Origin of the sequence: Lactobacillus sp. PV012, from assembly GCF_014522325.1 — a bacterium.
GTDB lineage: Bacteria > Bacillota > Bacilli > Lactobacillales > Lactobacillaceae > Lactobacillus.
In genome coordinates this window covers 466,498-491,244 of sequence record NZ_CP041983.1, presented here as the reverse complement: position 1 = coordinate 491,244, position 24,747 = coordinate 466,498, and the positions used below count along the sequence as shown (strand labels likewise).

At 33.1% G+C, this 24,747-nt stretch carries 26 protein-coding genes and 1 pseudogene; 8 read left to right on the top strand and 19 right to left on the bottom strand.

Annotated elements, in window-relative coordinates:
- Positions 1–10 precede the first annotated feature (10 nt).
- From polA to FP433_RS02520, 4 genes and pseudogenes are all read right to left on the bottom strand, one after another.
- The gene (gene polA, locus FP433_RS02535; protein WP_265487003.1) at positions 11–2,668 is read right to left on the bottom strand and encodes a DNA polymerase I; all 2,658 of its coding nucleotides are present in this window, start codon (positions 2,666–2,668) and stop codon (positions 11–13) included.
- Between the two features lie 83 nt (positions 2,669–2,751).
- A pseudogene (locus tag FP433_RS02530) lies at positions 2,752–4,175 on the bottom strand (APC family permease).
- Positions 4,176–4,332: 157 nt separating this feature from the next.
- Positions 4,333–4,818 carry a DUF805 domain-containing protein gene (locus FP433_RS02525; RefSeq protein WP_265483261.1) on the bottom strand — a complete coding sequence of 162 codons (486 nt, stop codon included), beginning with the start codon at positions 4,816–4,818 and terminating at the stop codon, positions 4,333–4,335.
- Positions 4,819–4,861: 43 nt separating this feature from the next.
- A complete protein-coding gene (locus tag FP433_RS02520) occupies positions 4,862–5,317 on the bottom strand; it encodes a DUF441 domain-containing protein (protein WP_265487001.1) in 456 nt (151 codons plus the stop codon).
- Positions 5,318–5,438: 121 nt separating this feature from the next.
- Between FP433_RS02520 and FP433_RS02515 the strand changes: the two genes are divergently transcribed.
- Complete coding sequence (locus FP433_RS02515) at positions 5,439–5,573, top strand: hypothetical protein (protein WP_265483265.1); 135 nt, start codon at positions 5,439–5,441, stop codon at positions 5,571–5,573.
- A 21-nt stretch (positions 5,574–5,594) separates the two neighbouring features.
- Here FP433_RS02515 and FP433_RS02510 read toward each other — a convergent pair whose 3' ends face one another.
- On the bottom strand, positions 5,595–6,029 hold the full coding sequence (locus tag FP433_RS02510; RefSeq protein ID WP_265483266.1) for a MerR family transcriptional regulator: 435 nt from the start codon (positions 6,027–6,029) through the stop codon (positions 5,595–5,597).
- A gap of 88 nt (positions 6,030–6,117) precedes the next feature.
- Between FP433_RS02510 and FP433_RS02505 the strand changes: the two genes are divergently transcribed.
- Positions 6,118–6,840, top strand: coding sequence for an SDR family oxidoreductase (locus tag FP433_RS02505; RefSeq protein ID WP_265486999.1), 723 nt, complete (start codon positions 6,118–6,120; stop codon positions 6,838–6,840).
- 57 nt (positions 6,841–6,897) lie between these two features.
- On the opposite strand, the gene FP433_RS02500 is transcribed toward FP433_RS02505, so the two are convergent.
- The 7 genes from FP433_RS02500 to FP433_RS02470 all read right to left on the bottom strand — a co-directional run bounded on the left by FP433_RS02500 (position 6,898) and on the right by FP433_RS02470 (position 12,353).
- A complete protein-coding gene (locus FP433_RS02500) occupies positions 6,898–7,224 on the bottom strand; it encodes a heavy metal-binding domain-containing protein (protein WP_265486997.1) in 327 nt (108 codons plus the stop codon).
- A gap of 6 nt (positions 7,225–7,230) precedes the next feature.
- Entirely contained in the window at positions 7,231–8,544 is a 1,314-nt protein-coding gene (gene murC / locus FP433_RS02495; protein WP_265486995.1) for a UDP-N-acetylmuramate--L-alanine ligase, read from the bottom strand.
- 110 nt (positions 8,545–8,654) lie between these two features.
- Positions 8,655–9,302 (bottom strand): YtpR family tRNA-binding protein, encoded by a 648-nt coding sequence (gene ytpR / locus FP433_RS02490; protein ID WP_265483271.1) that lies wholly within the window; start codon positions 9,300–9,302, stop codon positions 8,655–8,657.
- Between the two features lie 24 nt (positions 9,303–9,326).
- Entirely contained in the window at positions 9,327–9,647 is a 321-nt protein-coding gene (locus tag FP433_RS02485) for a thioredoxin family protein (protein WP_265483273.1), read from the bottom strand.
- Positions 9,648–9,744: 97 nt separating this feature from the next.
- Complete coding sequence (trmB, locus tag FP433_RS02480) at positions 9,745–10,395, bottom strand: tRNA (guanosine(46)-N7)-methyltransferase TrmB (protein WP_265486993.1); 651 nt, start codon at positions 10,393–10,395, stop codon at positions 9,745–9,747.
- Between the two features lie 19 nt (positions 10,396–10,414).
- Positions 10,415–11,617 carry an ABC transporter permease gene (locus tag FP433_RS02475; RefSeq protein WP_265486991.1) on the bottom strand — a complete coding sequence of 401 codons (1,203 nt, stop codon included), beginning with the start codon at positions 11,615–11,617 and terminating at the stop codon, positions 10,415–10,417.
- A complete protein-coding gene (locus FP433_RS02470; protein ID WP_265486989.1) occupies positions 11,610–12,353 on the bottom strand; it encodes an ABC transporter ATP-binding protein in 744 nt (247 codons plus the stop codon). The genes FP433_RS02475 and FP433_RS02470 overlap by 8 nt, the downstream gene beginning before the upstream one ends.
- A gap of 104 nt (positions 12,354–12,457) precedes the next feature.
- Between FP433_RS02470 and FP433_RS02465 the strand changes: the two genes are divergently transcribed.
- The 5 genes from FP433_RS02465 (at position 12,458) to FP433_RS02445 (ending at position 14,853) form a co-directional block, all read left to right on the top strand.
- Positions 12,458–12,892: an HIT family protein gene (locus tag FP433_RS02465; protein ID WP_265483278.1), complete on the top strand. Its 435-nt coding sequence runs from the start codon at positions 12,458–12,460 to the stop codon at positions 12,890–12,892.
- Positions 12,893–12,947: 55 nt separating this feature from the next.
- Positions 12,948–13,109, top strand: a complete 162-nt coding sequence (locus tag FP433_RS02460) for a YtxH domain-containing protein (protein ID WP_265486987.1) — start codon at positions 12,948–12,950, stop codon at positions 13,107–13,109.
- A 243-nt stretch (positions 13,110–13,352) separates the two neighbouring features.
- A complete protein-coding gene (locus FP433_RS02455; RefSeq protein ID WP_265486986.1) occupies positions 13,353–13,484 on the top strand; it encodes a hypothetical protein in 132 nt (43 codons plus the stop codon).
- Between the two features lie 14 nt (positions 13,485–13,498).
- Positions 13,499–13,828 (top strand): hypothetical protein, encoded by a 330-nt coding sequence (locus FP433_RS02450; RefSeq protein WP_265486985.1) that lies wholly within the window; start codon positions 13,499–13,501, stop codon positions 13,826–13,828.
- Positions 13,829–13,929: 101 nt separating this feature from the next.
- Entirely contained in the window at positions 13,930–14,853 is a 924-nt protein-coding gene (locus FP433_RS02445; protein WP_265483282.1) for a peptidylprolyl isomerase PrsA, read from the top strand.
- 93 nt (positions 14,854–14,946) lie between these two features.
- Here the strand turns inward: FP433_RS02445 and FP433_RS02440 are convergent, their stop codons facing one another.
- The 7 genes from FP433_RS02440 to FP433_RS02410 form a co-directional block, all read right to left on the bottom strand.
- Positions 14,947–16,290 carry a PFL family protein gene (locus FP433_RS02440; RefSeq protein ID WP_265486983.1) on the bottom strand — a complete coding sequence of 448 codons (1,344 nt, stop codon included), beginning with the start codon at positions 16,288–16,290 and terminating at the stop codon, positions 14,947–14,949.
- Between the two features lie 9 nt (positions 16,291–16,299).
- Positions 16,300–16,569, bottom strand: coding sequence for an ACT domain-containing protein (locus FP433_RS02435; protein WP_265486981.1), 270 nt, complete (start codon positions 16,567–16,569; stop codon positions 16,300–16,302).
- 109 nt (positions 16,570–16,678) lie between these two features.
- The gene (locus FP433_RS02430; RefSeq protein WP_265486980.1) at positions 16,679–17,659 is read right to left on the bottom strand and encodes a 3'-5' exoribonuclease YhaM family protein; all 981 of its coding nucleotides are present in this window, start codon (positions 17,657–17,659) and stop codon (positions 16,679–16,681) included.
- 2 nt (positions 17,660–17,661) lie between these two features.
- Entirely contained in the window at positions 17,662–20,094 is a 2,433-nt protein-coding gene (locus FP433_RS02425) for an AAA family ATPase (protein WP_265486978.1), read from the bottom strand.
- The gene (locus tag FP433_RS02420) at positions 20,081–21,301 is read right to left on the bottom strand and encodes a metallophosphoesterase family protein (protein ID WP_265486976.1); all 1,221 of its coding nucleotides are present in this window, start codon (positions 21,299–21,301) and stop codon (positions 20,081–20,083) included. Before FP433_RS02420 ends, FP433_RS02425 begins: the two co-directional genes overlap by 14 nt.
- Positions 21,302–21,303: 2 nt before the next feature.
- Entirely contained in the window at positions 21,304–21,660 is a 357-nt protein-coding gene (locus tag FP433_RS02415) for a YlbF family regulator (protein WP_265483292.1), read from the bottom strand.
- A 20-nt stretch (positions 21,661–21,680) separates the two neighbouring features.
- Entirely contained in the window at positions 21,681–23,741 is a 2,061-nt protein-coding gene (locus FP433_RS02410) for a PBP1A family penicillin-binding protein (protein ID WP_265486974.1), read from the bottom strand.
- 119 nt (positions 23,742–23,860) lie between these two features.
- Between FP433_RS02410 and FP433_RS02405 the strand changes: the two genes are divergently transcribed.
- A complete protein-coding gene (locus FP433_RS02405; RefSeq protein ID WP_265486973.1) occupies positions 23,861–24,715 on the top strand; it encodes an RluA family pseudouridine synthase in 855 nt (284 codons plus the stop codon).
- Positions 24,716–24,747: the final 32 nt, after the last annotated feature.

Sequence of the window (24,747 nt, the reverse complement as noted above, 5' to 3'; positions counted from 1 at the left end):
CTCTTTAATCTTATTTTGCTTCATACCAGTTATGACCCCAACTAGAATCTGCAATCAAAGGCACATCTAAGTGAACAGCAGATTCCATAACTTCAGGAACAACTTTCTTAATAGTGTCTAATTCTTCTTTAGGAACATCAAAAATTAATTCATCATGTACTTGTAAAACCATCTTAGTCTTTAACTTCAATTCGTCAAGTTTCTTTTGCATATTAATCATTGCAATTTTAATAATATCAGCTGCTGATCCTTGAATTGGTGAGTTAATAGCTGTTCTTTCAGCAAAAGAGCGTAAATTAAAGTTCTTTGCATTGATATTTGGCAAGTAACGACGACGGTGCATAATTGTTTCCGCATATCCCTTTTGACGAGCAATCTCCACTGCCTTTTCCATGTACTCTTTAACTTGAGGATATTGTTTCAAATAATTTTCAATGAAATCTTTAGCTTGCTTGCGCCCAATACCTAAGCTCTTTGATAAACCATAATCTGAAATTCCATAAACTATCCCAAAGTTTACTGCTTTGGCATGACGACGCATTAACGGTGTTACTTCATCAGGAGAATTTAAGCCAAAAATCTTCATTGCAGTGTGAGCGTGAATGTCATAACCAGATTTAAAGGCTTCAAGCATATGTTCATCACCAGAAATGTGGGCTAAAACTCGTAGCTCTACTTGTGAATAGTCACATGAAAAAATATAACCATCAGGAGTACTTGGAACAAAAGCTTTTCTAATTTGCTTTCCCTCTTCAGTACGTGTAGGAATATTTTGTAAATTTGGATCTACTGATGATAAACGTCCAGTAGCAGTTAGAGTTTGAAGGTAACGCGTATGAATTCGACCATCAGGCTGAATACATTCTAACAGGCCTTTAATATAAGTGGACTGAATTTTATTCAATTGTCGATAATCTAAAATTTCTGAAACAATTGGACTTTGCAACTTCAATTGTTCCAAAACTTCCACTGAAGTTGAATATCCTGTTTTAGTCTTTTTTATTGGAGGTAAATGTAATTTTTCAAATAAAATTTCTCCTAACTGCTTAGGTGAATTAATATTAAACTTCTCACCTGCTTGTTGGTAAATTTTTTCTTCAAGTTCTTTTAACTTAATGGCCAACTCATTTCCAATTTGCGTTAATGTAGACGCTTCTACTTTAATACCTGTAATTTCCATTTTTGCCAAAACAAAAGCTACTGGAATTTCAATTGTTTCATACAGATCATCTTGTTCATGTTCTTTTAATTTTTCAAGTAGTGGCTGCTTTAATTTATCAATTACTGTCACTTTAGCAGCTAAGTGGTTAAAGAAAATTTTATCTTCTGGAATTGCGGCTTTTTTACCTTTTCCATAAACTTCTAAATCAGTTTTAACGGTGAAATCATCATATAAATGGGCAATTTCACCTAAATCATCAGAATTATTTTCATTATTCACCAAATAAGAAGCTAAAAGCATATCATAATCTAGTCCCTTAGCTTCAATCCCCATTCGATGTAGACCTACGATGGTTCTCTTAATATCAAAAACATTCTTTTTGATTTCTTGATTTTCTAAAATATTTTTTAAAATCGTTTCTTCTAATAAAGCAGGATCTTTTGAAACATAGATTTTATCGGCTACTTTTAAGGCAAATCCTTCAAAAGGTGCTAAATGATAGTTTTCCCCTAGCATTGCTAAATAAAACGTAATTTCCTTGCTAGAGAAATCTTTTAATTCAGAAAGATTGTCTTGAGTTAATTCAGTATATTGATAATCCTCATCAATTTTCATTTCACTGCCATCTCCTTCTCCAGAGTTGAGCTGTGCTAAGAATTTACGGAAGTTTAGTTTTTCATATAGTTGGCGTAGTTTATCATAATCTACTGGCTCACGCTTAGTATCCGCAATTGTAACTTCAACAGGTGCATTACAATCAATTGTGGCTAACTTTTTACCTAAGATTGCTTTATCTTTATCACGAATTAAGTTTTCTTTGCGTTTGGACTTTTTCATTTCATCAATATGTTCATATAGATTTTCTACACTACCATATTTCTGAATTAATTGCGACGCTGTCTTGGGACCAATCTTTTCAACACCTGGATAATTATCAGAACTATCTCCCATGAGAGCTTTCATATCAATAAATTCCGTTGGGGTTACCCCATTGACTTCTTTCATATGTTCTGGAGTAAATGCTTCTAATTTTCCAGCCCCATTCTTAGTAATCATTACTGTTGTTTTATCAGAAGCAAGTTGCGTTAAATCTCGATCACCTGTAACAACTGTTACATCAAAGTCATCTTTTTCACCCCTTTTAGCCATGGTTCCAATAATATCATCAGCTTCATAATTAGGTAATTCATAGCTTTTAATTCCCATATCCGTTAGTAATTCTCGAATAACAGGAAGTTGTTCAGAAAATTCACTGGGAGTTTTTGGACGTCCTCCCTTATAGTCATCATACAATTTATTTCTAAAAGTAATTTTCCCAGCATCAAAAGCTACTAAGACATTTGATGGATCAAAATCTTGTAAGAAGACATCAAGCATATTTTTAAACGCATAAATCGCATTAGTATGTAATCCTGAAGCATTAGTAAAACTATCAACAGGAAGTGCATAAAAGGCTCTAAAAGCTAAAGAATTTCCATCTATTAAAAGTAATTTTTTATCAGACATAAGTTTTTTCCTTTTTTGCTTAAAATAAAAAACTGTTAACATAATCTACATGATTATTTTAACAGTTTTTCACATATTAATTATTACATAGGCTCATTTTGTTTTACATGACGAATTCCATAAACAAAGTAAAAAATAATTCCTATAATGAGCCAAATTACCATCATCCATTTTGCATCTACACTAAGTTCCCAGAAAATAATTCCTGATACAATTGCAGAAAGTGCTGGTAAAACTGGATAAAGTGGCATTTTGAAGCTTGGATTAGGTAGGTTCACCCCTTCACGGGCACGTAAACGATAAATACCAAGCGACACCATGATAAAGGCAATTAAAGTTCCTGCAGATACAAGATTTGATAAGAAAGTAAATGGTAACACTCCTCCAACAATAGCACCTGCAACAGTTACTAACCAAAGGGCACGGCTTGGATTATGATGTTTATCCAATTTACTTAATCCACTTGGTAAAAAGCCATCTCTACCGAAGGCATAAATTAATCTCGAAGATGCCATTTGCATCCCGATTAATCCAGTTAACATTCCAAAAATTGCTACCAAGGACAAAACATTTGCACTAAATGCATGGCCTGCTTTTCTTAAGGCAAAAGCTGCTGGTTCTGCATTACCAGCGTAAACCTTATAGTTAAACATTCCAACTAAGACTAAGGAAACAACTACAAAAGTGTGGTTCCAATCGCTAAAGTTCCTAAAATCCCACGTGGCATTGTTTTTTCGGGATTCTTCGTTTCAGCTGTGTTAGCAGAAATTGCATCAAACCCAATATATACTAAGAAAAGTTGAGAGGTACCAGCTAAAATTCCTTGCCAACCACCAAAGTTAGTACCAGCTTTATGTGGCGGAATAAATGGTACATAGTTTTCAAAATGAATAGCAGTCATTCCCACGGCAATAAAAAGTAAAATTACTAATACTTTCAAAACCACTAAAGTATTTTCTACCCGACTAACATTTTTTAGACCTTTAGAGATTAAGAAACCACATAAAACAATAATTAGTACTGTTAAAATATCTACTCCACCATGGCCTTTAAAATCTGTTGCTTTTGCTAAATAATCAGGTAATTGTAAATGTACCTGAGCAAGCAATCCTTGCATATAAGCTGACCAACCAGAAGCAACAAATGCTACTGCTACAAAATATTCAGCAAGCAAAGCCCAACCACATATCCATCCTAAGAATTCTCCAAATAAGACGTTAATCCACGAAAAGGCAGATCCTGCAAAGGGTAAAACAGAAGACATTTCTGCATAAGCTAAGGCTGCCATTCCAGCACCAATTGCTCCTAAAATAAATGAAATTGTAACAGCAGGACCAGCATGATTAGCAGCTACAATACCAGGTAAAGTAAAAATTCCTGTTCCTACTACAATTCCAATTCCCAATGCTAATAGATCAATTGTCCTTAATGATGGGACCAACTTTTTATCCTTATCCGCATAAACTTTAGGATCTTGTTTGTGTGTCATTCTCTGCCAAACATTCATTTCCACTACCTCCCAGTTTGCTCTCGGCAAAGATATTAAAATTATATCCTTAATATTAAACGATTAGTAGTAAAAATAAAAGGACTTTTTTATAATTTATTATTTATTTTTTAATCTAAAAGCAAAAGAAAAAGTACTGAACTTCCTCAGTACTTCTTTATTCTTTAATTGATAAGTAGCTTCCCCAACGTACAGGTTCTTCGACAGTTGGCACTACCATAAAGTATAACCAAACTAGCCAACCGAATGGCACAAGTTGGATCCACCACCACCAACCAGTATGATCACTATCATGCAATCTTCTTACACTGGTTCCGATTAAACATAAAGAGAGATAAATCCAAGCTAACCCTATAATAAATATCAAAATATTAGTAATTGCATTAGTACCATTTAATTCAATTACATGAGCATTTACTCTAGTTTCACTTGGAATAAATGAGACTACAGACAATATACCTAAAATCAAACTACAAACACAATAAATAACGTAACTTAGCCAAAAAGTCTTCCTTGTATCGCGCGCATTCCAAGTAAATGGCTTAGTAAAAAATTCTTTAAAAATTTGGCCAAAACCAGAATTTGGTACTCTTGGTTTTCCTGGTTCTTGATATGATTGTTCATAATATGGTTTTTGTTCCATACTTTCCTCCTTAAAATTACACCAATACTATTCGATTATACTATTAGAAGTGCAAATGAAACAATGAAACAATTAAATAGGTCATCCCACTGGCAATTACTGGACCAGCTGCTATTCCCTTAAAAGCTACTACTCCAATAATCGTTCCTAATACTAAAGCCACTGTTACTTGCGGAACAGCTGAAAGTTGATCTACACCATAACGTGATAAAATAGCCACCGCAATTCCCATAGCAACTGCAATCCAACCAGCAGGAGTTTTGAAAGCTTTATACAAATCATTAAAACCAATTTTACCAGTAGCAATTGGCACTAAAATTGCCACTGAAATTACGGTAACTCCCCAATTTATTCCTTTTGCCTCTATAATTGGTAACCATTTAGTCGCAAAAGGCAACAATTTTAAAATCATTACCACCATAGTTCCGATAATTAGAGACATATTCTTTCCTAAAACTGCAATTACTAGAATAATTAATAAAAATAGCCAGCTTTCCACCAAATTACCTCACTTCTTTTTTATTGACCCAAAAATTATAACATTTTTTCTATATTCTTAATATTCTTTCAAATATAATCATGCTAAAATACATACTAAAATTAATTGTGAGGTTTTTTATATGAAGAAAAGTACTCTCTTATTTGGTGGAAGTATTGCTGCGATTGCTCTAGCAAAATCTGGTGTGGTTGATATTAATAGTATTCAATATTATCTTCCACAAATTCAAAATGCACTCAATAATTTATTCAAATAGGTTTAACGTGAACAATTACTTCTATTGTTCACGTTTTTTCTCTTGACGCCGATAAAACTTTTCCATTTTTTCACAATGAAGCGGATCACTTTTAGAAACGAGTTTGCCTAAATTTTGATAGTACCAAATTTTATAGTCGGCCCACCACATTTCTTCTTGTAGTTCTTCCATTTTTTTCTTTAAAATTTCTTTTTGTTGTTTAAATAATTTGATCCGTGCTTCTTCATTGTTATCAGTTTGAAAGATTTTCATATATGACTTTATCTTTTTAATACTCATGCCAGCTTTTTTTAGACAATCAATCGATTTGATAAGCTCAATATCTTGGTCATTGTAACTGCGCTGGCCTAAATGATCTCTTTCAATATTTGTGATCAATCCTTCTTTTTCATAATAACGAAGTGTATAAGAGCTAAGATTAGTTTTTTGGCTACATTCTTTGATTGAATAATTCATAAAAATCCTCTTTTCTTCTTGCCTTAGAGTTTACTCTAGGGGGTAAGATGATAATTATCAATATTAATACAAAGAAAGAAGAATTGAAATGAAAAATTTAGTTGTAATTACTGGTGCTAGTTCAGGATTTGGAAAAGCTATGGCTAAAGAATTCAGTAAGGCTGGCTATCCATTATTATTAATTGCTCGCAGAGTCGAATTATTAGAACAAATGAATTTACCCAATGCACTATGTAAAAAAGTAGATGTTCGTGATAAAGAAGCCTTTCAACAAGCTATTAAAGAAGCAGAAGAAAAATATGGTCCAGCGGATTTATTAATTAATAATGCTGGGATTATGCTACTAGGCAACATTGAAACTCAAGATAGTCAAGAATGGCAAAATATGCTTGATGTTAATGTTATGGGGACGCTTAACGGGATGCAAGCAGTAATGAATGAAATGAAGAAACGCCAACATGGAACTATTGTTAATTTTTCATCATTAGCTGGAGTAAAAACGTTTGTAAATCACGCTGTATACTGTGCCACAAAATTTGGTATTGAAGGCTTATCAGAAACAGCTCGCGAAGAATTAGCTCCTTATAATGTGAGAGTAATGCGGATTGCTCCTGGTGCTGTTAATACAGAATTATTGAGTCATACTACCAGTGATAAAATCAAAGACAACTATAATGCCTGGTTAGAAGAAACTGGTGTAGGTAAAATTACTCCAGAAGATATTGCAAGAACAGTTAAATTTGCGTATGAAATGCCACAAAGTGTTAATCTAAGAGAAATTCAAATTTCTGATACCCGGCAAGATTCTTAAAATAAAGCACGATAACTTTCCTAAGGAATTTTATCGTGCTTTTACTTTCGAATTATTCTAATTTATAAACTTTACTGCTGTTCCGTAAGCAACCACTGACTGCATATCGCCACCAATTGAACCAGAATCAAATCTCATCATTACTACCGCATCTGCATCTAAATCTTCGGCAGCCTTACGTAAACGTTTAAGTGCTTTATTGCGAGAAGTCTGAAGCATTTTGGTGTACCCTTTAATTTCGCCACCAACTAAATTTTTAAGTCCTGCACCAAAATCAGAAATTGCATTTCTTGATTGAGTAGTAACCCCAAAAACTTCCCCAATAATTTCATACTCTTTTCCTGGAATATTCTCAGTTGTTGTTACTAATAGTTTCATTGCCATCTACCTCTATTTCACCAGTAATTTTTCATAAGCATCTTCATATTTTGGAATATCACCAGCACCCATAAAGACAACAGCTGCATTTTGATGTTTAGTCAAATCACTAATATTTGCTAAATCAATTACTTCTGAACCAGGAATATTTTTTGTAAGATCCTCACTTGAAATATCCCCACTATTTTCACGTGCTGAAGCATAGATTGGGGTAATATAAGCTTTATCTACATCACGTAAAATTTCTTCAAAATCTTTTTGATACTTCTTAGTTCTAGAATAAGTATGAGGTTGGAAAACAACTACCAATTCCTTATCAGGGAATTTTTGGCGAGCAGCTTGGATTGTTGCTCGCATTTCAGTTGGATGGTGGGCGTAGTCATCAATTACAGCAATATTGCCAAAATCTTTTTCAGAAAAACGTCTTTTTGCTCCCTTAAAAGTTGGCAGAGCTTTTTGAACGATCTCCATTGGTACCTTTTCAGTATAAGCTACCGCAATAACCGCAGTCGCATTTAAAATACTATGATCACCAAATAGCGGAATTTCAAATCGTCCTAAATCTTTACCATCGGCAATCACATTAAAACTTGAACCGTTGGTTGTTTTTTCAATATTAGTTGCTTGAAAATCATCACTATCTTTAAACCCATATGTATATTTAGGAATTGCAGTGTTTAAAGATTGAAGTCTTGGGTCATCCCCCCACACAAATAGACCCTTTTTAGTTTGCTCAGCTGCAGTTTGAAAAGCAGAAGTATAATCTGCCTGATCTTTGAAGTAATCTGGGTGATCAAAATCAATATTAGTCATAATTTGGTAATCAGGATGATATGCTAAAAAGTGACGGCGATATTCATCAGCTTCATAAGCGAAAAAGCGAGAATCGGCTACACCTTTACCACGACCATCCCCAATCAGATAAGAAGTTGGGGCTACTTGTCCTAAAACATGAGCTAATAAACTAGTTGTAGAAGTTTTACCATGTGTTCCTGCTACTCCGATACTTGTATAACTTTGTACAATTTCCTCTACAGTATCTGGATAACTTTGCCATTGAATATCCTTTTCGACACAAGCTGCCACTTCAGGATTATCTTCTTTAAAGGCATTACCTTTTACAATAATTTGTCCTTCTTTAATATTTTTAGGATCAAAATCTTTAACTTCAATTCCTGCTTTTTCAAGAGGAACTTGAGTAAAAGTATACTTTTCAATATCAGAACCAGCCACATTATAGCCTAGATCTTTCAATATCAATGCCAAAGCAGCCATTCCTGTTCCTTTAATTCCAATAAACCAAATTTGTTTTTTCTTATCTAACATAGATCGATTCTCCATAATATTTATCAATATTCTTTAATTCTCATTTTATCATTTTTGTGCAAAAAAAGAGCCGTAATCTACGACTCTTTTTCGATTAACCTACTAATTGCTTAATCTAATGTAATTTGGCCACTGGCAAGTAACTCATCTGCCTTAGTTGGTTCAAATTCATCTCCAGGTTTAAAAGTATCTGGAACTACCATGATCCCACGCTTTTGAGGTGCATGTGGTAATCCTAATTCACGAGCAGAGCAAATCATCCCATATGAATCAATACCACGTAAAGCACCTGGCCAAATTTGTTGCCCATTAGGCATCAAAGTGCCTGGTAATGCCACAACTACAGTTTGTCCTTGTTTAATATTAGGTGCTCCACAAACAATTTGATATTCATTTTCACCAACATCAACAGTTGTTACATGTAAGTGATCAGAATCAGGATGTGGCTCACAAGTTTTTACATAGCCATACACTAAAGTTGGTTCACCAATTTCCAAAGTATCATCAAAACCAGCTTTTTTAATTTCTGCATTTAAGGTATCAACTAATTCTTGAGTTGGTTTAACTTCACCATTTGGAAGTGCATCTGCGTCCAAAAAATTAGAAATATTGAAGAAATTGAATCCTACTACATTTCCATTTTCATCCTTAACACGAGTCACATTTTCTGTTTCATCAAATTGACTACGACCCTTATCTGGACCAGTAATTACAATTAAAGTATCTGGATAACTTGTTTTATTGGTAGAAATTATCATTCTAGTAAACTTTCCTTTCTGAGACTAGTTAAGAGAATTGAGGAAGTTTTCTACTTCTTCTTTAGTCTTTCTGTCCTTATTTACTAGTCTACCAATTTCTTGCCCATCTTGGTAGACAACAAAGCTAGGAATTCCAAAGATATTTAATTCTTTGGCAACATCTATTGAACCATCTCGGTCAATTTTGTAAAAAGTTGCTTCTGGATAATCTTTTTCAATTTGTGGTAAAAATGGATCTAAAAAGCGGCAATCTGGGCACCAAGTTGCTGAAAACAGTAATACCACACGGCCATGAGCAGTAATTTCTTTTAATTTTTCATTAGTCAATTCTTTAATTTCTTCCATTGTTTTTACCCTCTTTCTTACTTTTTATAAGTTATACTCACATTGTACTTATTTTTCTTATAAAATGCTAGTCTTTCATAAAAGTTCCCAGGCAAACTTAGAATTTAGCGTGCAAACAATAGATTGGATTACCCTTTTGCGCAAATTTATGTTCATATTCTGTTTCAACATTTCTCTGCGCAATTTCATCGTCATCATGATGTAAATCTACACTAACATGTTCAAACTTCATGCCATAATTGTTTAAACTTTCTAAGCTATATTCAAATAATCCACGATTATCTGTCTTAAATTCTAAATGTCCTTCTGGTTTTAAGACTTCTTTATATTTGTTCAAAAAGCTTTTATAAGTCAAACGACGTTTCTCATGGCGAGTTTTTGGCCAAGGATCTGAGAAATTCAAATAAATAATATCTGCACTATTTTTTGGGAGATAGATTGCTAAATTAGCGGCATCAGCACATATTAATTGTAAATTATCAATCTTTTCTTCTAACTTTTTACGAAGGATCATCCCTGCAGCTGTTGTTTGTAATTCAATCCCAATAAAATTCATTTCAGGATGTTGTTTGGCAAGAGTAGTGATAAACTGACCCTTTCCAGATCCAATTTCAATGGCTAATGGCTTAGAAAAATCTTCAAATCTTTCTTCCCAGTTAATTTTTTCTTCTAAACTTGGTTCATTTAAAATTGCTTCTGGATGTTCTGCAACTAATTTTTGTGCCCACGGCTTATTTCTTAATCTCATCTTCTTTGCTCACCTTTTCTTAGTATCTAATTTTTTTAAATAATTTTTCAATCTTCATTGGCAAGTATGCATAAAGAATTATAAAGACAAATAGCAATAATGCAACTACACTAATTAAAGCATTTACTTTTTCTGGTGAAAAAATTACGATACCCATACTAATTACAAACCATTCAATTAGCATCCCCTTTTTCAAGACTCTTGCTAAGGCTTTACCTCTATTTTTAAGCGGGATCGGTTGAACATGGTACATCATATTATGTTCATAGACTGTACCTAAAGGAATTAATTGATATAAAGTTAAAAACAAAACCAAGGCACCTAAAACACTACTCCAAGCGTAACTTTGCAAAATCCACGACAATAGCAGTGAAAAAACTGCCATTCTAATCAATAAATTGCTATATTCTGGATCACGTAATAATGCTCTCTGATATAAAAAAGTATTGGGAGTTTGCTTTTGATGATTAATAAGAAAATCCAAATATTTTCTCCGTGAAATTTTGATTTTTTTATCAGCCACATCCGTAAACATACTATAAAAATTATCTTGACTATCACGTCGTTTTTCTTCCAAATCAACTGCATAGTACCAGTTAAATACTTTCCCCGTTGGCAAATAATTTACTCCAACTGCTGCAATTACTGCTAAGAAGAAATAAATATAAGGAGAATTATTTAAACTTAACCATAAAACAAGCAAAACAACTAATTCAAATAACCAAAAATTATAAATTTTGGTTTTATTAAAGTAAAGACTACGCGCAATTAGCTTCAATTGAACATATTTTGTTAAAATTAAACCAATTACTAAAAAGATATAAGATGCAACAGGTATCTGCACCCGTAAAATCGCAAATGGATAGAGAATCCCCGAAACCAAAAGCAAGAGAATTGTGGGTAAAACCATACTCCTTCTAATCATTGGCTTCAAATAGGCATGCATGTACTCATCTTGCATATAGAGAAAGTGCGTATCCGCTTTTTGAAAAAGTGTTGCTAGATGCCCAATGCTAATTACAATTGTCCAAATAACTGCTAGTAATGGTTTGTAAAACCAAAGATTATTAGGCCAATTTTTAATGTTTTGTGCATACCAAAACATTAAAGCACCAAACATTAAAATCAACGCTAAAATAAAGAAATCATTAAACACTAAACTCAAATAACGCATTTGGCGCTTTAAATTAGCTTGCTGGCGCTTTTTTATTAACTCATTCATGCTTATTTTGCTCCTGATTTAAAACTTGGTACAAGCGGTCAAACGAATCACTCGGCTTTAAGCCGTAAAATTCTCTAATTTGTTTTAAATCGCCAATTGTCTGAATACTGCCATCATTTAAAACCGCAAACTTTTGAACTGCTTCTTGGGCTTCTGCTAAGACATGCGTTGTCATTAAGACCATTTTTTGATTAGCAGTTGCTTGTTTTACCAAATCAATGAAGTTTGCAACCGCTAAAGGATCTAGTCCTGTAAAAGGTTCATCAATAACTAATAAATCTGGATTAGCCAAAAAAGCACACACAATCATTACTTTTTGCTGCATCCCTTTAGAAAAGTTTGTTGGCAACCAATCCAACTTATTGTCTAATCTAAACATTTTACAAAGTTGCACTGCTCGGTCCCAAACTTTATTTTTATCTAAACCATAAGTTAAAATTACGAGTTCTAAATGCTCTTTAAGGGTTAATTCTGGATATAAGATTGGCGTTTCTGGAATATAAGCAATCATTTTTTTAAATTTAGTAGGACTTTGAGTTAAATTTACCCCATTTAATTCTATTGTTCCTTTTTGCATTCTTAGTAAACCTAATAAGTGCTTAATGGTTGTTGATTTACCAGCACCATTTAATCCAATCAAACCAATTGCTTGTCCAGGTTCAATTGTTAAATTAATATCATGAATTACAGTAATTCCACTGTAGCCTCCAGATAAATTTTCAATTTTTAAAGCCATAGGCAATTAATCCTTTCTAAAAATACTGAAAAAGCTCTCTCTCTATGATAGCATTAACTTAGATCAAACTAAATTTCTATTATAATAGAGAAAGGAAGCTTTTTATGGCTGAATTACAAGAAGATTGTTTATTTTGCAAAATAATTCGTAAAGAAATTCCTTCTTATACTGTCTTTGAAAATGACGACATTAAGGTATTTCTTGATATTTCACAAGTTACCAGAGGACATGTTTTATTAGTTCCTAAAAAACACCTTGTTAATTTTTTTGACTATAGTCAAGAAGATGCAGCTAAGTTTTTACAATATATTCCTAAAATTGCTAATGCAGTTAAAAATTCAAATCCTGACATTAAAGGAGTTAATGTAATAGCAAATAACGGCGAAGCAGCAGGACAAGTTGTAATGCATTCGCATATTCATTTTATTCCACGCTATGAAAACGATAATGTGGACTTGCCACACGCAAACAATGCTAGTCAATATAATGATAAAGATTATCTCGCAGTAGCAAATAGTATCAAAAAGCACCTCAATTAGCTTATAATAGAACTGTAAAGTAGATGTATTATAGTAAAAGATAGAGGTAATAATTATGTTTCCATTTTTATTAGGTGTCGTTTCTGGTGGTCTAGTTGGTGCAGCAGCATCCTTTGTCAAAAATCCTTCAACTGACGAACCAATTCGTGAAGATATTCGTAAACATGCTGAAGAGCTAAAAGAATCTTGCGCTGCAGTCAAAAATAACTACCAATAATTACAAAATGATCGCAAAAATCAAGAAGTAGCTCCAGCTACTAATGATGAAGCTACCAAAGCTCACGTCACTGCTAAGGAAAAAGCCAGCGATTTAGTTACTGCTATTAAAACAGTCACAAGCAAAAATAAAGATTTAAATGATTTAGTCAACAAAACCAAAGAAAAGGCTACTGATTTTAAAGCTAAAGCCAAAGAAAAAGCTGAAATTGCTAAAATTAAGGCTGAAAAAGAAGCTAATGATATGAAGGCTAAAGTTTCAGAAAAGCATGCTGAATTTAAAGAAGATTTAGCGCAAAAAGAAGCTAAAGCCAAAGCAGAGCTTTCAGAGCTTAAAGAAAAGGCAAGACAAGCAAAAGAAGACAATCATAAATAAAGAAAGTAATTAGAATGAAACTTAAATATTTTTCTACTGGTTTGGGTTTGGGAACTCTTTTAGGAACTGGAATTTCTTTTCTTAAAGACCAAAAAACTGGAAAACCGATCAGAACAGAAGTAAAAGATTTTGTTATTGAAGATTTGAAAGATGGTTTAAATATTCAAAAAAATATTCAAAATATTAAAGCAACTCTTTCCACTCTCAAAACTACTGATCTTCCAGCTGCTAAAAAAGATTTGGCAAGCATTAATCGCTCAATTAAAGTTTTTGAAATGACAGCTAAGCCTAAAGTACAAGTTCTTAAAGAAAACATAGAAAAACTAAATAAAGAAGTAAAATAAAATTTAAATTTCTTTAAATACGTTTAAGTCTCTTCCCTTTTTTGGGGAAAGAGACTTTTTATGTTATATTGGTAAAGTAAATATGCAAAGGACGGTATTTTATGAAGTTAAAAAACACATGGAAAAAAGCAGCTGCTGTTGTAGCATTCGCAGGTGTGGCCCTAACTGCTACTGCTTGTTCAAATGACAAAACTGTTGTTAGCTACAAAGGCGGTAAAATTACTCAGAGTCAATATTACGATAAGATGAAAGAATCCCAAGCTGGACAATCTACCTTAGCTAATATGATTATTTCTGATGCATTAGAAAGTCAATACGGCAAATATGTTTCTCAAAAGCAAGTTAATGCCCAATACGATAAATATAAAAAGCAGTACGGTTCTCAATTTAATTCAATTTTAGAACAAAACGGCCTTACTGCTTCTGGATTTAAGGACAACTTAAAGACAAACTTATTAACTGAAGCTGCATTAAAGCATATTAAGACAATTTCTAAGTCACAAGAAGAAAAGGCTTGGAAAGATTACCAACCTAAGGTTGAAGTACAACAAATCTTAGTTTCAAAGAAAAGTACTGCTGAAGAAGTTATTCAAAAGCTAAACGATGGCGAAAGCTTCAAATCCTTGGCTAAGAAGTACTCAACTGATACTGCTACTAAGAATGATGCCGGTAAATTACCAGCATTTGATTCAACAGATACTAGTTTAGACTCAACTTTCAAGAAAGCAGCCTTTAAGCTTAAAACTGGTGAATACACTACTACTCCAGTTAAAACTCAATATGGTTACCACATCATTAAGATGATTAAGCACCCTGCTAAGGGAACCTTAAAGGAACACAAGAAAGAAATTGATAACCAAATTTACAACTCAATGGCACAAGACCAAAGTGTAATGAAGAGTGTTATCGCAACTGTCTTAAAACGTGCTGATGTTTCAATTAAGGACAACGACTTAAAGAACGTTTTATCACAATATGTATCAACTGGTTCAACTACTTCAAGTACAACTAGTTCAAGCAAATAATAAAAATGTCTAGACAAACTAACTTTCTAGGCTAACAAATAAGAGCAAGATTCCATTTTTGAAATCTTGCTCTTATTTTATTTAATCCAAATTTTAATTTTTAAAACTATGAACTGGAGCGGGAATTAAACCACCACGGTTAACCATTACGCTACTGTCTGCATTGCTGACAGCCATAATTGGTGCATGGCCCAATAATCCTCCAAATTCAACATTATCCCCTATCTTTTTACCAGGTACAGGGATCACTCTTACAGCAGTTGTTTTATTGTTGATCATTCCAATAGCTGCCTCATCAGCAATCATTCCACTGATAGTTTCAGCAGGAGTATCCCCGGGAATTGCAATCATATCAAGCCCTACAGAACAAACAGCTGTCATTGCTTCTAATTTTGCAATATTTAACATCCCGTTTTCCACTGCTTTAATCATTCCTGCATCCTCAGAAACTGGAATAAATGCTCCTGATAATCCACCAACATGACTGCAAGCCATTAAACCACCCTTTTTAACAGCATCATTTAGCATTGCTAAAGCAGCCGTGGTGCCATGTGCTCCTACTTGTGAAACTCCTATTTCTTCAAGTACTTCAGCTACTGAATCACCTGCTGCAGCAGTTGGTGCAAGAGAGAGATCAACTATTCCAAAAGGAACATTTAATTTTTTTGCAGCGACACTACCAACCAGTTGACCCATTCTAGTAACTTTAAAAGCAGTTTTCTTAATTGTTTCGGCTACTACATCCATTGATTGACCTTTAACTTTTTCTAAAGCAGTTTTAACTACCCCAGGGCCTGAAACACCGACGTTAATTACACAATCAGGCTCACTAACTCCGTGAAAACCTCCAGCCATAAAAGGATTATCCTCAACTGCATTACAAAATACCACCAATTTAGTATTTGTCATATAGTCTAATTGTGCGCTCTTAACTATTATCTCACCCATGCTTTTTACTGCATCCATGTTAATTCCACTCCTCGTAGAACCCACATTAACAGAGGCACAAACATAGTTAGTTTCACTTAAAGCTTGGGGAAGTGAGTTAATTAAGATCTTATCTCCTTCTTGAAATCCTTTTTGGACTAGCGCACTAAATCCACCAATAAAGTCAACGCCTAATGTTTTAGCAGCCTTATCTAAAGTTTTGGCATACTTCACATAGTCCTTATCTCCACTAGCTGCAGCAATTAAAGAAATTGGTGTTATCGTAATTCTTTTATTAGCAATTGGAATTCCATATTCACTTTCTATTTCTTGGCCCACTTTTACTAAATCTTTTGCCTTAGTAGTAATTTTGTCATAAATTTTTTCACATGCTCGGGTACTATCACTGTCGATACAGTCAAGAAGTGAAATTCCCATTGTAATTGTCCGAACATCAAGATTTTCACTACTAATCATATGACTAGTTTCATAAATTTGTTGTGAATCCATCATTTTCCCCTAATCTAATGTATGCATTGCTTCATAGAGCTTGGCATTTCTAACATTAATTTCCAAGTTTAACTCATTACCTAACTTTTCAAAAATTGTATTTAATTTTTGAATATTTACTTCTTTAGGTAAAGCTAATGACATCATCATTACAAAATCTTCTTCCATGATAGTTTGTGAAACATCAAGAATATTAATATTATTTTCAGCTAACACATTACTTACTTTTGCAATTATGCCGACCTTATCTTCTCCAATTACTGATAAAATTGCTTTCATAATTTTAAAATCCACTTTCCTTAAAATTTATTGCCACAATTCTACTTGATATTTGCCTATGTTGTCAAGAAGAACTCAGTTACCTAATCTTTTATCTAGCCTGCTAGATTTATTCTAAATTATCTATATTATTCAAACTAGTATTGAACTTTGGCCGATAAAACTTTCTATTTTCTTTAGAAAAAACCATCTCACTAAATTTACCCGGTTCAGTTTGTTGCAAAGCATTTGTAATAGCATAAATGCTTGCATCTAAATCATCAATTTTATGAAGCAACTCTGCTTCTAGCAAAAAAGGTCGCCTGGCTGCTCCATATTCTGGCAAGCCATGATGGCTAATTACCATGTGACGCAATAACATAATGTCTTCACAATGGGGGTCTAATCCTAATTCATTAGCAGCTAATATGATTTCTTCATCAATTAAAACTAAATGACCAATTAAATTTCCTTCTGGTGTATAAGTTGTCCCCATCACACCAGAAAGTTCAATCACTTTCCCCATATCATGTAAAATACAACCTGCATATAAGAGCTCTTTATTAACTTGCGGATAGTTATTTGCCAAAGCTTCAGCATCCTTAAGCATGGACTGAGTATGAAAGGCCAAGCCATTTTTAACAGCATGGTGGTTAGACTTAGCAGCTGGGTAAGAGTAAAATTTTTCACCCCACTTATTTATTAAATACTGAACAATTGCATGCCAATTTTCATTTTTAATTTCTGCGATTTTATTTTCTATATCTGTTTTAAGTTGTTGTTGGGCAATTGGTGCACTTTTTACGAATTCTTCTAACTTATAACCTTCATGCTCATCTACAAGGCGCATACTATAGATTCTTATTTGAGGATGATCTTGATATTCTTCTCTTTTTCCATTCAATTCTACTAAAGTACCAGGGACATATCTATCAGCATCTTGACTGGTCGCATTCCAAAAATTTCCTCTAATTATGCCACTACTATCACAAAAATGGAGTAATAAATATTGTTTACCATTTTTGCTCGGACGTAATTGGGCATCTTTGATTAACACTACAATATCCATTTCCTCGCCATCATGATAATCTAATAGGCGTCTTCTTAACATTCCTACACTTCTTTCTTTTTAAAATTTAAAACTTCTATCCCCAAAGCTTTTCCTAATTGTTTCTTTTGCGTAAAAATAAGTACCTGTGCTTTCTGAGTAAGCTTTTTCAAGAGTTCAATAATATACTCTGTTCTTTGCTCGTCAAAGTTAACAAAGGCATCATCAATTAAAATTGGTAAAGCAATTTTATCATAAACTTGTTCTACAAATGCTAATTTTAAAGCAAAATATAGTTGTTCTCTAGTACCTCTAGATAAAAACTCCGCCTCAAATTTTTTACCATTTTTATTTTTAACCTTAATCTTTTTTCCAATCTCAATGTTGATATATTGCTCTCCTGTTAATAATTTAAAGTAATTTCGAGCATTGTTTAACATCTTTGGAAAACGTTCATTAGAAGCTAAGTCCAAACCACGAGAAATCCAAGCTGATACCAATAAATCAGCTAAATATTCAGTACTTTTTTCTTTTACTTGAGTTTTTAAGTTAGCTAATTTTTGCTTTTCTTGGAAAAGTTTATCTGAAGTGGCCAAACTACTCATTTCAACTTTGATTTCAGCTAACTTTGTTTCTTCTTGCTCCAATTGTTGCTTTACTGCCTTCAATTTTTTACCTACTTCTTCTTGTTTTTCTCGAAATGCTGGTAAATTTGAATTTATTTCTTGTAAAGTTTCCAAATCTTCTTTTAATAAATTAGCCAAGGCTTTTTCTTTTACTTGGATTTCTTCTTGGGCACTAACTTTTTGCCCTAATTCTTCTAGTTGCTTAATTGAGCTAACCTTATTACTCAAAAGTAAATCATTTAACTTCTTTTCATATTCATTAATTTTATTTTTTAAAAGAAAAATCTGTCGTTCTTGCTCCTGGGCTAATTGTTGACTCTTACTAAAAGAGTTTATCTTTGTTGATAATTCATCGAGGATAAATTCTGCATTAGAAGGTGTCACTTCTTTTTTACTTAGATATCCTAATTTTGCTAAGTAGTTAGTAAGTTGGGTGTTAACTTGGTTGATTTCAAGATTAGTTTGGGCAATGTCATCTTCTAAGGCAGAAACTTCAAGTACTTTACTTAACAGAAGATCTAAAGCAATTTTACTTGGATCTAAATTATACTTTTCTTCAAACTCTAGCTTTTGATCATCCCTTTTTCTTTTTTGAAAATAGCCATAGCCTAAGCTTGCTCCACCAAAAAGTACAAGTAACCAACAAGCTGGAGAAATTGTTAAAGCTAATAAAATCCCCAAAACACTTAAAGTTAAACCAAACATTGTTAAGTATTTTTCTTGATTCCCATAGTTATCACTACTCTGCTTTTGAAAAAAGTCATACTCTTTCTTTAAATCTTTTCGCTGCTGGGGACTTAAAGAGAGAATTTTTTGAATTTCAGGATTATATTCTTTAATTTGAGCTATTTTATTTTTTGCCTGGCTAATATTTTGCTCATCCTTTGTCAAAATACTCTTCCACTGTAAATAATTAACTCTTTTATTTAAAACCTTTTCAAGCTCATCAAGCTGATCTAAATCATTTTTCTCATTTATAGCTTGGTTATTTATCAATTGAGCTAGATTGTTTTTTAAAGTTTCTAATTGTACTTCTAGATTTTTAGCATCTTGCAAAGCTTCAGGAGAAAAATTGACTTTTTCTTTTTTCTCTTCTAATTCTTGGTAACTTCTATAGTTTTCCAGTTGGGTATTTAAATGACCATACTTAAGCTGCTGTTTTTGGAGTGCTTCTGCTTCATCGGTTAGTTTTCTTTTATTTTTTGCCTGCGTATTTAGTTCATTTTCTAAATTACGATAATTTTCAAACTCTTGGTCCAATCCGCTGAGCTTCACTTTTTGCTCTTCTATCTGAGTTAATAATTGATTAATTTCTGGCTTACGCCCCTTTTTTTTAAATAAAAGCTCACTTTCCTTTTTGAAGGAATCTCTTAATTGCAAAAACTTATTGCTCTCTGCTGCTCCTAGGAAGTAAATTCTTTCAAGTAACTGTTCCTCATCTAAACTGGTCACTTGCCGTAATAAATCTTGATTAAAAATGAAACTGTCTGTATAAAAATCTCCATCTATGTTTTGCAGGCGGTCAAAAAAAACATTTTCTGGGATTTGTTCCCCATTTAAATTAACTACTAAATTCCCCTTCTTGCTATCACCCTTTTTATAAGTTCTCGTCAGTTCAAATTCATTCTCACCATCTTTAAAAGTCAGTGATCCCCCCATCAGTCCTTTATTTTCTTTAGGTTCATAATTTTCAAAGAAACTAGTATGACGAGTTTTTAAATAAAAGCCAAAGAGAATTTGTTTAATAAAAGCTACTGTAGTACTCTTACCTGCTTCATTATTTCCTTCAAAAATTGAAAGATTATTCGTTAATTCAAAATTTATGTTACTTAATTTCCCAAAATTTAAAATATTAATTTTAGTCAGTTTCATTTATCTTATCCTTTAATTTCTGACCCAATTTCACCTGTGCTAATTCTGTTACTTCATCCAAAAAATCTTGCTTATTAACCATTTCATTAATCCAGTCTCCTTTGGTAACTAAACTTTTTGAAAGTTCAGCTAACTTTTCTTTAGTCAGGATTTCCTTTTGGGCCTCCTGAAAAGCATCTTTATCTGCTGGATTTAATTGTATACTCTCACTTACTTGAAAATAAACTTTTACTAGAGCCGAATTAAACTTTAATTTCTGTGAGATTTCCTTTAAGGCATCCCCTTCACGAAGCAATTCTTCTTGTTCCTCGGTTAGAAATTCACTTCCCTTTAATTTGATTCCCACTAGGTTTTGACTAGAAATATTTTGATTAATATTCATCTCAATTAATTCAAATAGCTCCTGTGGCTTTAAGGGATGAGGAATTTTTATTTCTAATAATTTCCATTCAAGCTTGCTTGTTTTTATAAATTCAATACTTGCTTGGTTAGTTTGTTCATCAACAGTGACCAAACTAATTCCTTTTGGTCCTCTTTCATTAATGTGACGCCCTTGAATATTTCCACTATAAGCAATCAATGGCTGCTGACTTAAATTCTGACGTTTATGAATATGGCCAAGCGCAAAATAATCATAGGCTAAGTTTTTTAAATCACTTAATTTAAAGGGAGCATAAACATCTGCCCCTACTTGATTTCTCTCTTCTTGAGCATGCATCAGACCAATATTGAAACTATTTGGATCTTTAACAGGAAAGTTCTCTACCATATCTTTGTGAATATGATTTTTTTGATAAGAAAAACCATGAACTTGATAAGAAAAGCCTGTTTGCGTATTGCCTTTGAAAGTTTCAACCTCTTGATTAGCACCCAATAATTTAAAATAGGGATTTTGGGGCAATAACATTTTTTGCGGAGAAAGATAATCATGATTTCCTAAAATCATTACTATTTGAATTTTATTATTAATGAGTCGCTCTAACTCTTGCAATAAAAATAGCTGACTCTTAGGACTTGGAGTAACAGAATCAAACGTATCTCCAGCAATTAAAAACAAATCTACTTCTTCCTCAATGGCAATTGTAACGGCTTTGTGGAATGATTCATTACTACTGTTTTTGATGGCATTTAATTGGTTAAAAGGCAAAAAAGATAGCCCTAAAAAAGGACTATCTAAATGTGCATCTGAAAGATGAATAAATTTCATAATTACTTTTCTTCTTTAAGAGTACTGTATAATTCGTTCAATGGTTTAGTGTAAACTTGTTGAACATCATTTAAAATATTAAAGACGCCTTGTTCTTTAGTAATCATGTCTTTTAATAAGTCATTTTTTTCAATAGCTGCATTAATTTCTTGGTATTCTTTTTGAAGTTCTTCACTAATTGGTTGGTTAGCTTGTTGAGCAGCCATAATGTTTTGTTGTAATTTTTCCATCCGCTTGTAAAGATCTGAAGTAGCTGGATCTGCCTTAACAGCATTTATTGCTTCTTGTAAAGCCTTAAATTCATCAGTTTGCTTTAATGCTTCTCCGACTTGATTTGCTGTATCTAAAATACTTGCCATAATGTTATTCTCCTTTAATGTTACTGGCCTAATAGACCTTTTATATTATTATACCATTCATTAATTTTAGAATTGGCTCCATTAACTCCTTTTTCAATATTTTTTTGAATATTGCCCATCCAGTTAGAATTTGCCCCAGTTGACTTGTTAATTTGTTGTGGACTTTGTTCTTTAAACTGGGTCTGATTAGTATATGGTAAGATTGCTTCCATCTCTGACTTATATAAATGCGTAATTCCAGTTTCTGAAATTCCCTGCATATAATGTTCAGCATCCGTCTTATCAAATCCAACCCAAGTAGCCACAACTACATCGGGAGTATAACCAACAATCCACTGATCCTTTGTTCCATAACCATATGAATCCGGTACTTCAGTTGAACCTGTTTTTCCAGCTACTCTATAGCCACTCGGCTGAGCTGATTGAGCAGTCCCATTTGAAAAAACTCCTAGCATCATCGATGTCATTTCTTTGCTGGTATTTGAAGAAATAATTCGATGACTACCTGTATTATCATTTTCTGCTAATACCTTACCGCTAGCATCGGTAATTTTAGTTATAAAATAAGTTTGATTAGGTAAGTTCCCATCGTTGGCAAAAGCACTATAAGCCCGAGCCATCTGGATTGGTGATACTCCACTTGATAATCCACCCAATGCTAGAGCAAGATTTTGATCTTTTTTAGGTACTTTAATTCCAAAATCTTCAACCGATTGAACTCCTTTACTTACTCCAATCTTATCCAGTAGCCAAACTGCTGGTACATTTTTACTTTCTGCTAGTGCTTTATACATCGGAATTTCATTTGAATACTGATTATCTACATTTTTTGGTTCATAACCATTTTTACCAAATCTTTGTAATTTATTTGATAATTCTGAATCATAATGATAACCATTTTGTAAGGCGGGAGAATAAACTGCTAACGGCTTCATTGTGGAACCAGGTTGTCGTTTCATCTGAGTTGCTCGATTATAGCCTCTAAAGACATGATCGCCTCTACCTCCTACAATTGCACTCACAGCCCCCGTTTTTGGATCAACAGCTACACTAGCCCCTTGGACCTGGGTTCCATCACTACTATCTGCTGGAAAGTTCCAACTTTGTTCAAAAGAACTTTGCATTGCTGTTTGATAATTTTGATCTAGAGTAGTATAAATTTTTAGACCTTTATTCATCACATCTTCTTCTTTAATACCATAACGCTTAATCACCTCATCAACTACAGCATCAAAAAAGTAAGGATATTTATAACCATCTTCTTGTGTAAAGGTATTTCTTAGTACTAAGGTACTATTTTTAGCTTCATCGGCCTGTTGTTGCGTAATCTTTTTATTATCAACCATTAAACCGAGGACAACATTACGTCTAGCAGTCGCATTATCTAAATGGTCAGCTGGATTATAGGCTGCTGGATTTTTCAAAATTCCAGCAATTGTTGCCGCTTCGCTAAGGGTTACATCAGAAGCATCTTTTCCAAAATATCTTCTTGCTGCATCTTGAACTCCCCAAACACCATTGCCAAAATAGGCATTATTAAGATACATAGTTAAAATATCTTTTTTAGAGTAAACATGGTTAATTTCTATTGCAAAAAACAGCTCTTCTAATTTACGTGAAAAAGTTTGCTTTTGGGTCAACAGTGCATTCTTTGCTAATTGTTGGGTTAAGGTCGAACCTCCACCAACAATTCCACCATGAATAATTCCACCAATTGCAGCGCGGGCCATCCCTTTAACACTAAAACCAGGATTTTTATAAAAAGTTCGATCCTCAGTTGAAATAACTGCATTTTGAATATAGGGAGAAATTTTATCTAAATTTACATAAGTTCCCTTTTGCGAATATAAAGATCCAGCTTTTTTATTTTGATTATCGTAAATAATTGTCGTTGTTGATAAAGAAGCCTTCAAATTGCCAATATTTGAGGTCTTAACTTTTACGGTATAATAAGAACACACACCCAGCAACAATACTAAAAAAAGTAATATTAACCAACGCCAAATTTGAAAACGATGATTAAAATATTTAATTTCTTTTCCAAGACGGTGTTTAAAATCTTGACTTTGGGAATCATGCATTACTGCTATACTTCCTTTACTAAAAATCCACTTACCTTAATATAAAAATTTTATCATATGCTTGCATATTAGTAAGCGTGATTAATAGTTAAATTTCACATAAGAAAGGATTAAAATTTATGACTGAATACGAGTTTTCTTTGACATACCCACTTACTTTTACTCCCTTAAGTGTTGATAAAGTGATGCGTAAATTGCTTATTCCTCGTAAATGGCGTCATTTCTTACGGAGTGAAAATAAAATTTTAATAAACGATAAATATCTTCCCTTAAATTTTTTAGTAAAGCCAGGTGATAGAATTAAAATTTTGCTTGACCATGTTGAATCTCTCCAGCATCCCTATCCCCCTAGCGGTCATTTACCTGATATTATCTACGAAGATAAAAATATTTTGGTAATCAATAAACCCGCTGGGCAAAAAACTCACCCTAATCAAGGAGAAAATAATACAGCCCTTAATGATTGCAGTACTTATTTAGGCTATTCCCCTTACATTGTACATCGCTTAGATATGTTGACACATGGGCTATTATTAGTAGCTAAAAATCCAGCAGTTGTACCAATTTTAAATCGACAATTAATTGACAAAACTTTAAACCGGCAATACTTAGCAAAAGTAGCGCCTGATTTTTCTTTACCTTCAAAAGGGACAATTAATGCTCCGATTGGGCAAGATCCAAGCGACCAACGAAAAAGGATCACTCTTTCAACTGGTCTTCCTGCTACTACCCATTACCAAGTTCTTAAACAAACAACTGAATATACTCTTTTAAAATTACAATTAGAAACAGGGCGAACACATCAAATTCGTGTTCATTTACAGTCAATTGGTTATCCTATTCTGGGTGATCCTTTATACAATCAACATTATTCCGCTGGTCAGGCTCTTGCCCTAACTGCCTACCAGTTATCTCTTAACCTTCCCTTTTCTTTTAAAAAGAAGACTATTTCCTTATTTGAAGCAAAAAAATAGATTTCGATTAACTCGAAATCTATTTTTTAATA

What these genes read in the sequence shown, in the direction of transcription:
- FP433_RS02440 (WP_265486983.1), bottom strand. Translation starts at nt 16,290, where the DNA reads ATGGATTCACAACAAATTTATGAAACTAGTCATATGATTAGTAGTGAA.
- FP433_RS02505 (WP_265486999.1), top strand. Translation starts at nt 6,118, where the DNA reads ATGAAAAATTTAGTTGTAATTACTGGTGCTAGTTCAGGATTTGGAAAA.
- FP433_RS02430 (WP_265486980.1), bottom strand. Translation starts at nt 17,659, where the DNA reads ATGTTAAGAAGACGCCTATTAGATTATCATGATGGCGAGGAAATGGAT.
- FP433_RS02425 (WP_265486978.1), bottom strand. Translation starts at nt 20,094, where the DNA reads ATGAAACTGACTAAAATTAATATTTTAAATTTTGGGAAATTAAGTAAC.
- FP433_RS02475 (WP_265486991.1), bottom strand. Translation starts at nt 11,617, where the DNA reads ATGAATGAGTTAATAAAAAAGCGCCAGCAAGCTAATTTAAAGCGCCAA.
- FP433_RS02500 (WP_265486997.1), bottom strand. Translation starts at nt 7,224, where the DNA reads ATGGCAATGAAACTATTAGTAACAACAACTGAGAATATTCCAGGAAAA.
- FP433_RS02470 (WP_265486989.1), bottom strand. Translation starts at nt 12,353, where the DNA reads ATGGCTTTAAAAATTGAAAATTTATCTGGAGGCTACAGTGGAATTACT.
- polA (WP_265487003.1), bottom strand. Translation starts at nt 2,668, where the DNA reads ATGTCTGATAAAAAATTACTTTTAATAGATGGAAATTCTTTAGCTTTT.
- FP433_RS02455 (WP_265486986.1), top strand. Translation starts at nt 13,353, where the DNA reads ATGAAGGCTAAAGTTTCAGAAAAGCATGCTGAATTTAAAGAAGATTTA.
- FP433_RS02465 (WP_265483278.1), top strand. Translation starts at nt 12,458, where the DNA reads ATGGCTGAATTACAAGAAGATTGTTTATTTTGCAAAATAATTCGTAAA.
- FP433_RS02450 (WP_265486985.1), top strand. Translation starts at nt 13,499, where the DNA reads ATGAAACTTAAATATTTTTCTACTGGTTTGGGTTTGGGAACTCTTTTA.
- FP433_RS02415 (WP_265483292.1), bottom strand. Translation starts at nt 21,660, where the DNA reads ATGGCAAGTATTTTAGATACAGCAAATCAAGTCGGAGAAGCATTAAAG.
- FP433_RS02515 (WP_265483265.1), top strand. Translation starts at nt 5,439, where the DNA reads ATGAAGAAAAGTACTCTCTTATTTGGTGGAAGTATTGCTGCGATTGCT.
- FP433_RS02405 (WP_265486973.1), top strand. Translation starts at nt 23,861, where the DNA reads ATGACTGAATACGAGTTTTCTTTGACATACCCACTTACTTTTACTCCC.
- FP433_RS02485 (WP_265483273.1), bottom strand. Translation starts at nt 9,647, where the DNA reads ATGGAAGAAATTAAAGAATTGACTAATGAAAAATTAAAAGAAATTACT.
- murC (WP_265486995.1), bottom strand. Translation starts at nt 8,544, where the DNA reads ATGTTAGATAAGAAAAAACAAATTTGGTTTATTGGAATTAAAGGAACA.
- FP433_RS02525 (WP_265483261.1), bottom strand. Translation starts at nt 4,818, where the DNA reads ATGGAACAAAAACCATATTATGAACAATCATATCAAGAACCAGGAAAA.
- FP433_RS02410 (WP_265486974.1), bottom strand. Translation starts at nt 23,741, where the DNA reads ATGCATGATTCCCAAAGTCAAGATTTTAAACACCGTCTTGGAAAAGAA.
- ytpR (WP_265483271.1), bottom strand. Translation starts at nt 9,302, where the DNA reads ATGATAATTTCTACCAATAAAACAAGTTATCCAGATACTTTAATTGTA.
- FP433_RS02510 (WP_265483266.1), bottom strand. Translation starts at nt 6,029, where the DNA reads ATGAATTATTCAATCAAAGAATGTAGCCAAAAAACTAATCTTAGCTCT.
- FP433_RS02420 (WP_265486976.1), bottom strand. Translation starts at nt 21,301, where the DNA reads ATGAAATTTATTCATCTTTCAGATGCACATTTAGATAGTCCTTTTTTA.
- FP433_RS02435 (WP_265486981.1), bottom strand. Translation starts at nt 16,569, where the DNA reads ATGAAAGCAATTTTATCAGTAATTGGAGAAGATAAGGTCGGCATAATT.
- FP433_RS02460 (WP_265486987.1), top strand. Translation starts at nt 12,948, where the DNA reads ATGTTTCCATTTTTATTAGGTGTCGTTTCTGGTGGTCTAGTTGGTGCA.
- FP433_RS02445 (WP_265483282.1), top strand. Translation starts at nt 13,930, where the DNA reads ATGAAGTTAAAAAACACATGGAAAAAAGCAGCTGCTGTTGTAGCATTC.
- trmB (WP_265486993.1), bottom strand. Translation starts at nt 10,395, where the DNA reads ATGAGATTAAGAAATAAGCCGTGGGCACAAAAATTAGTTGCAGAACAT.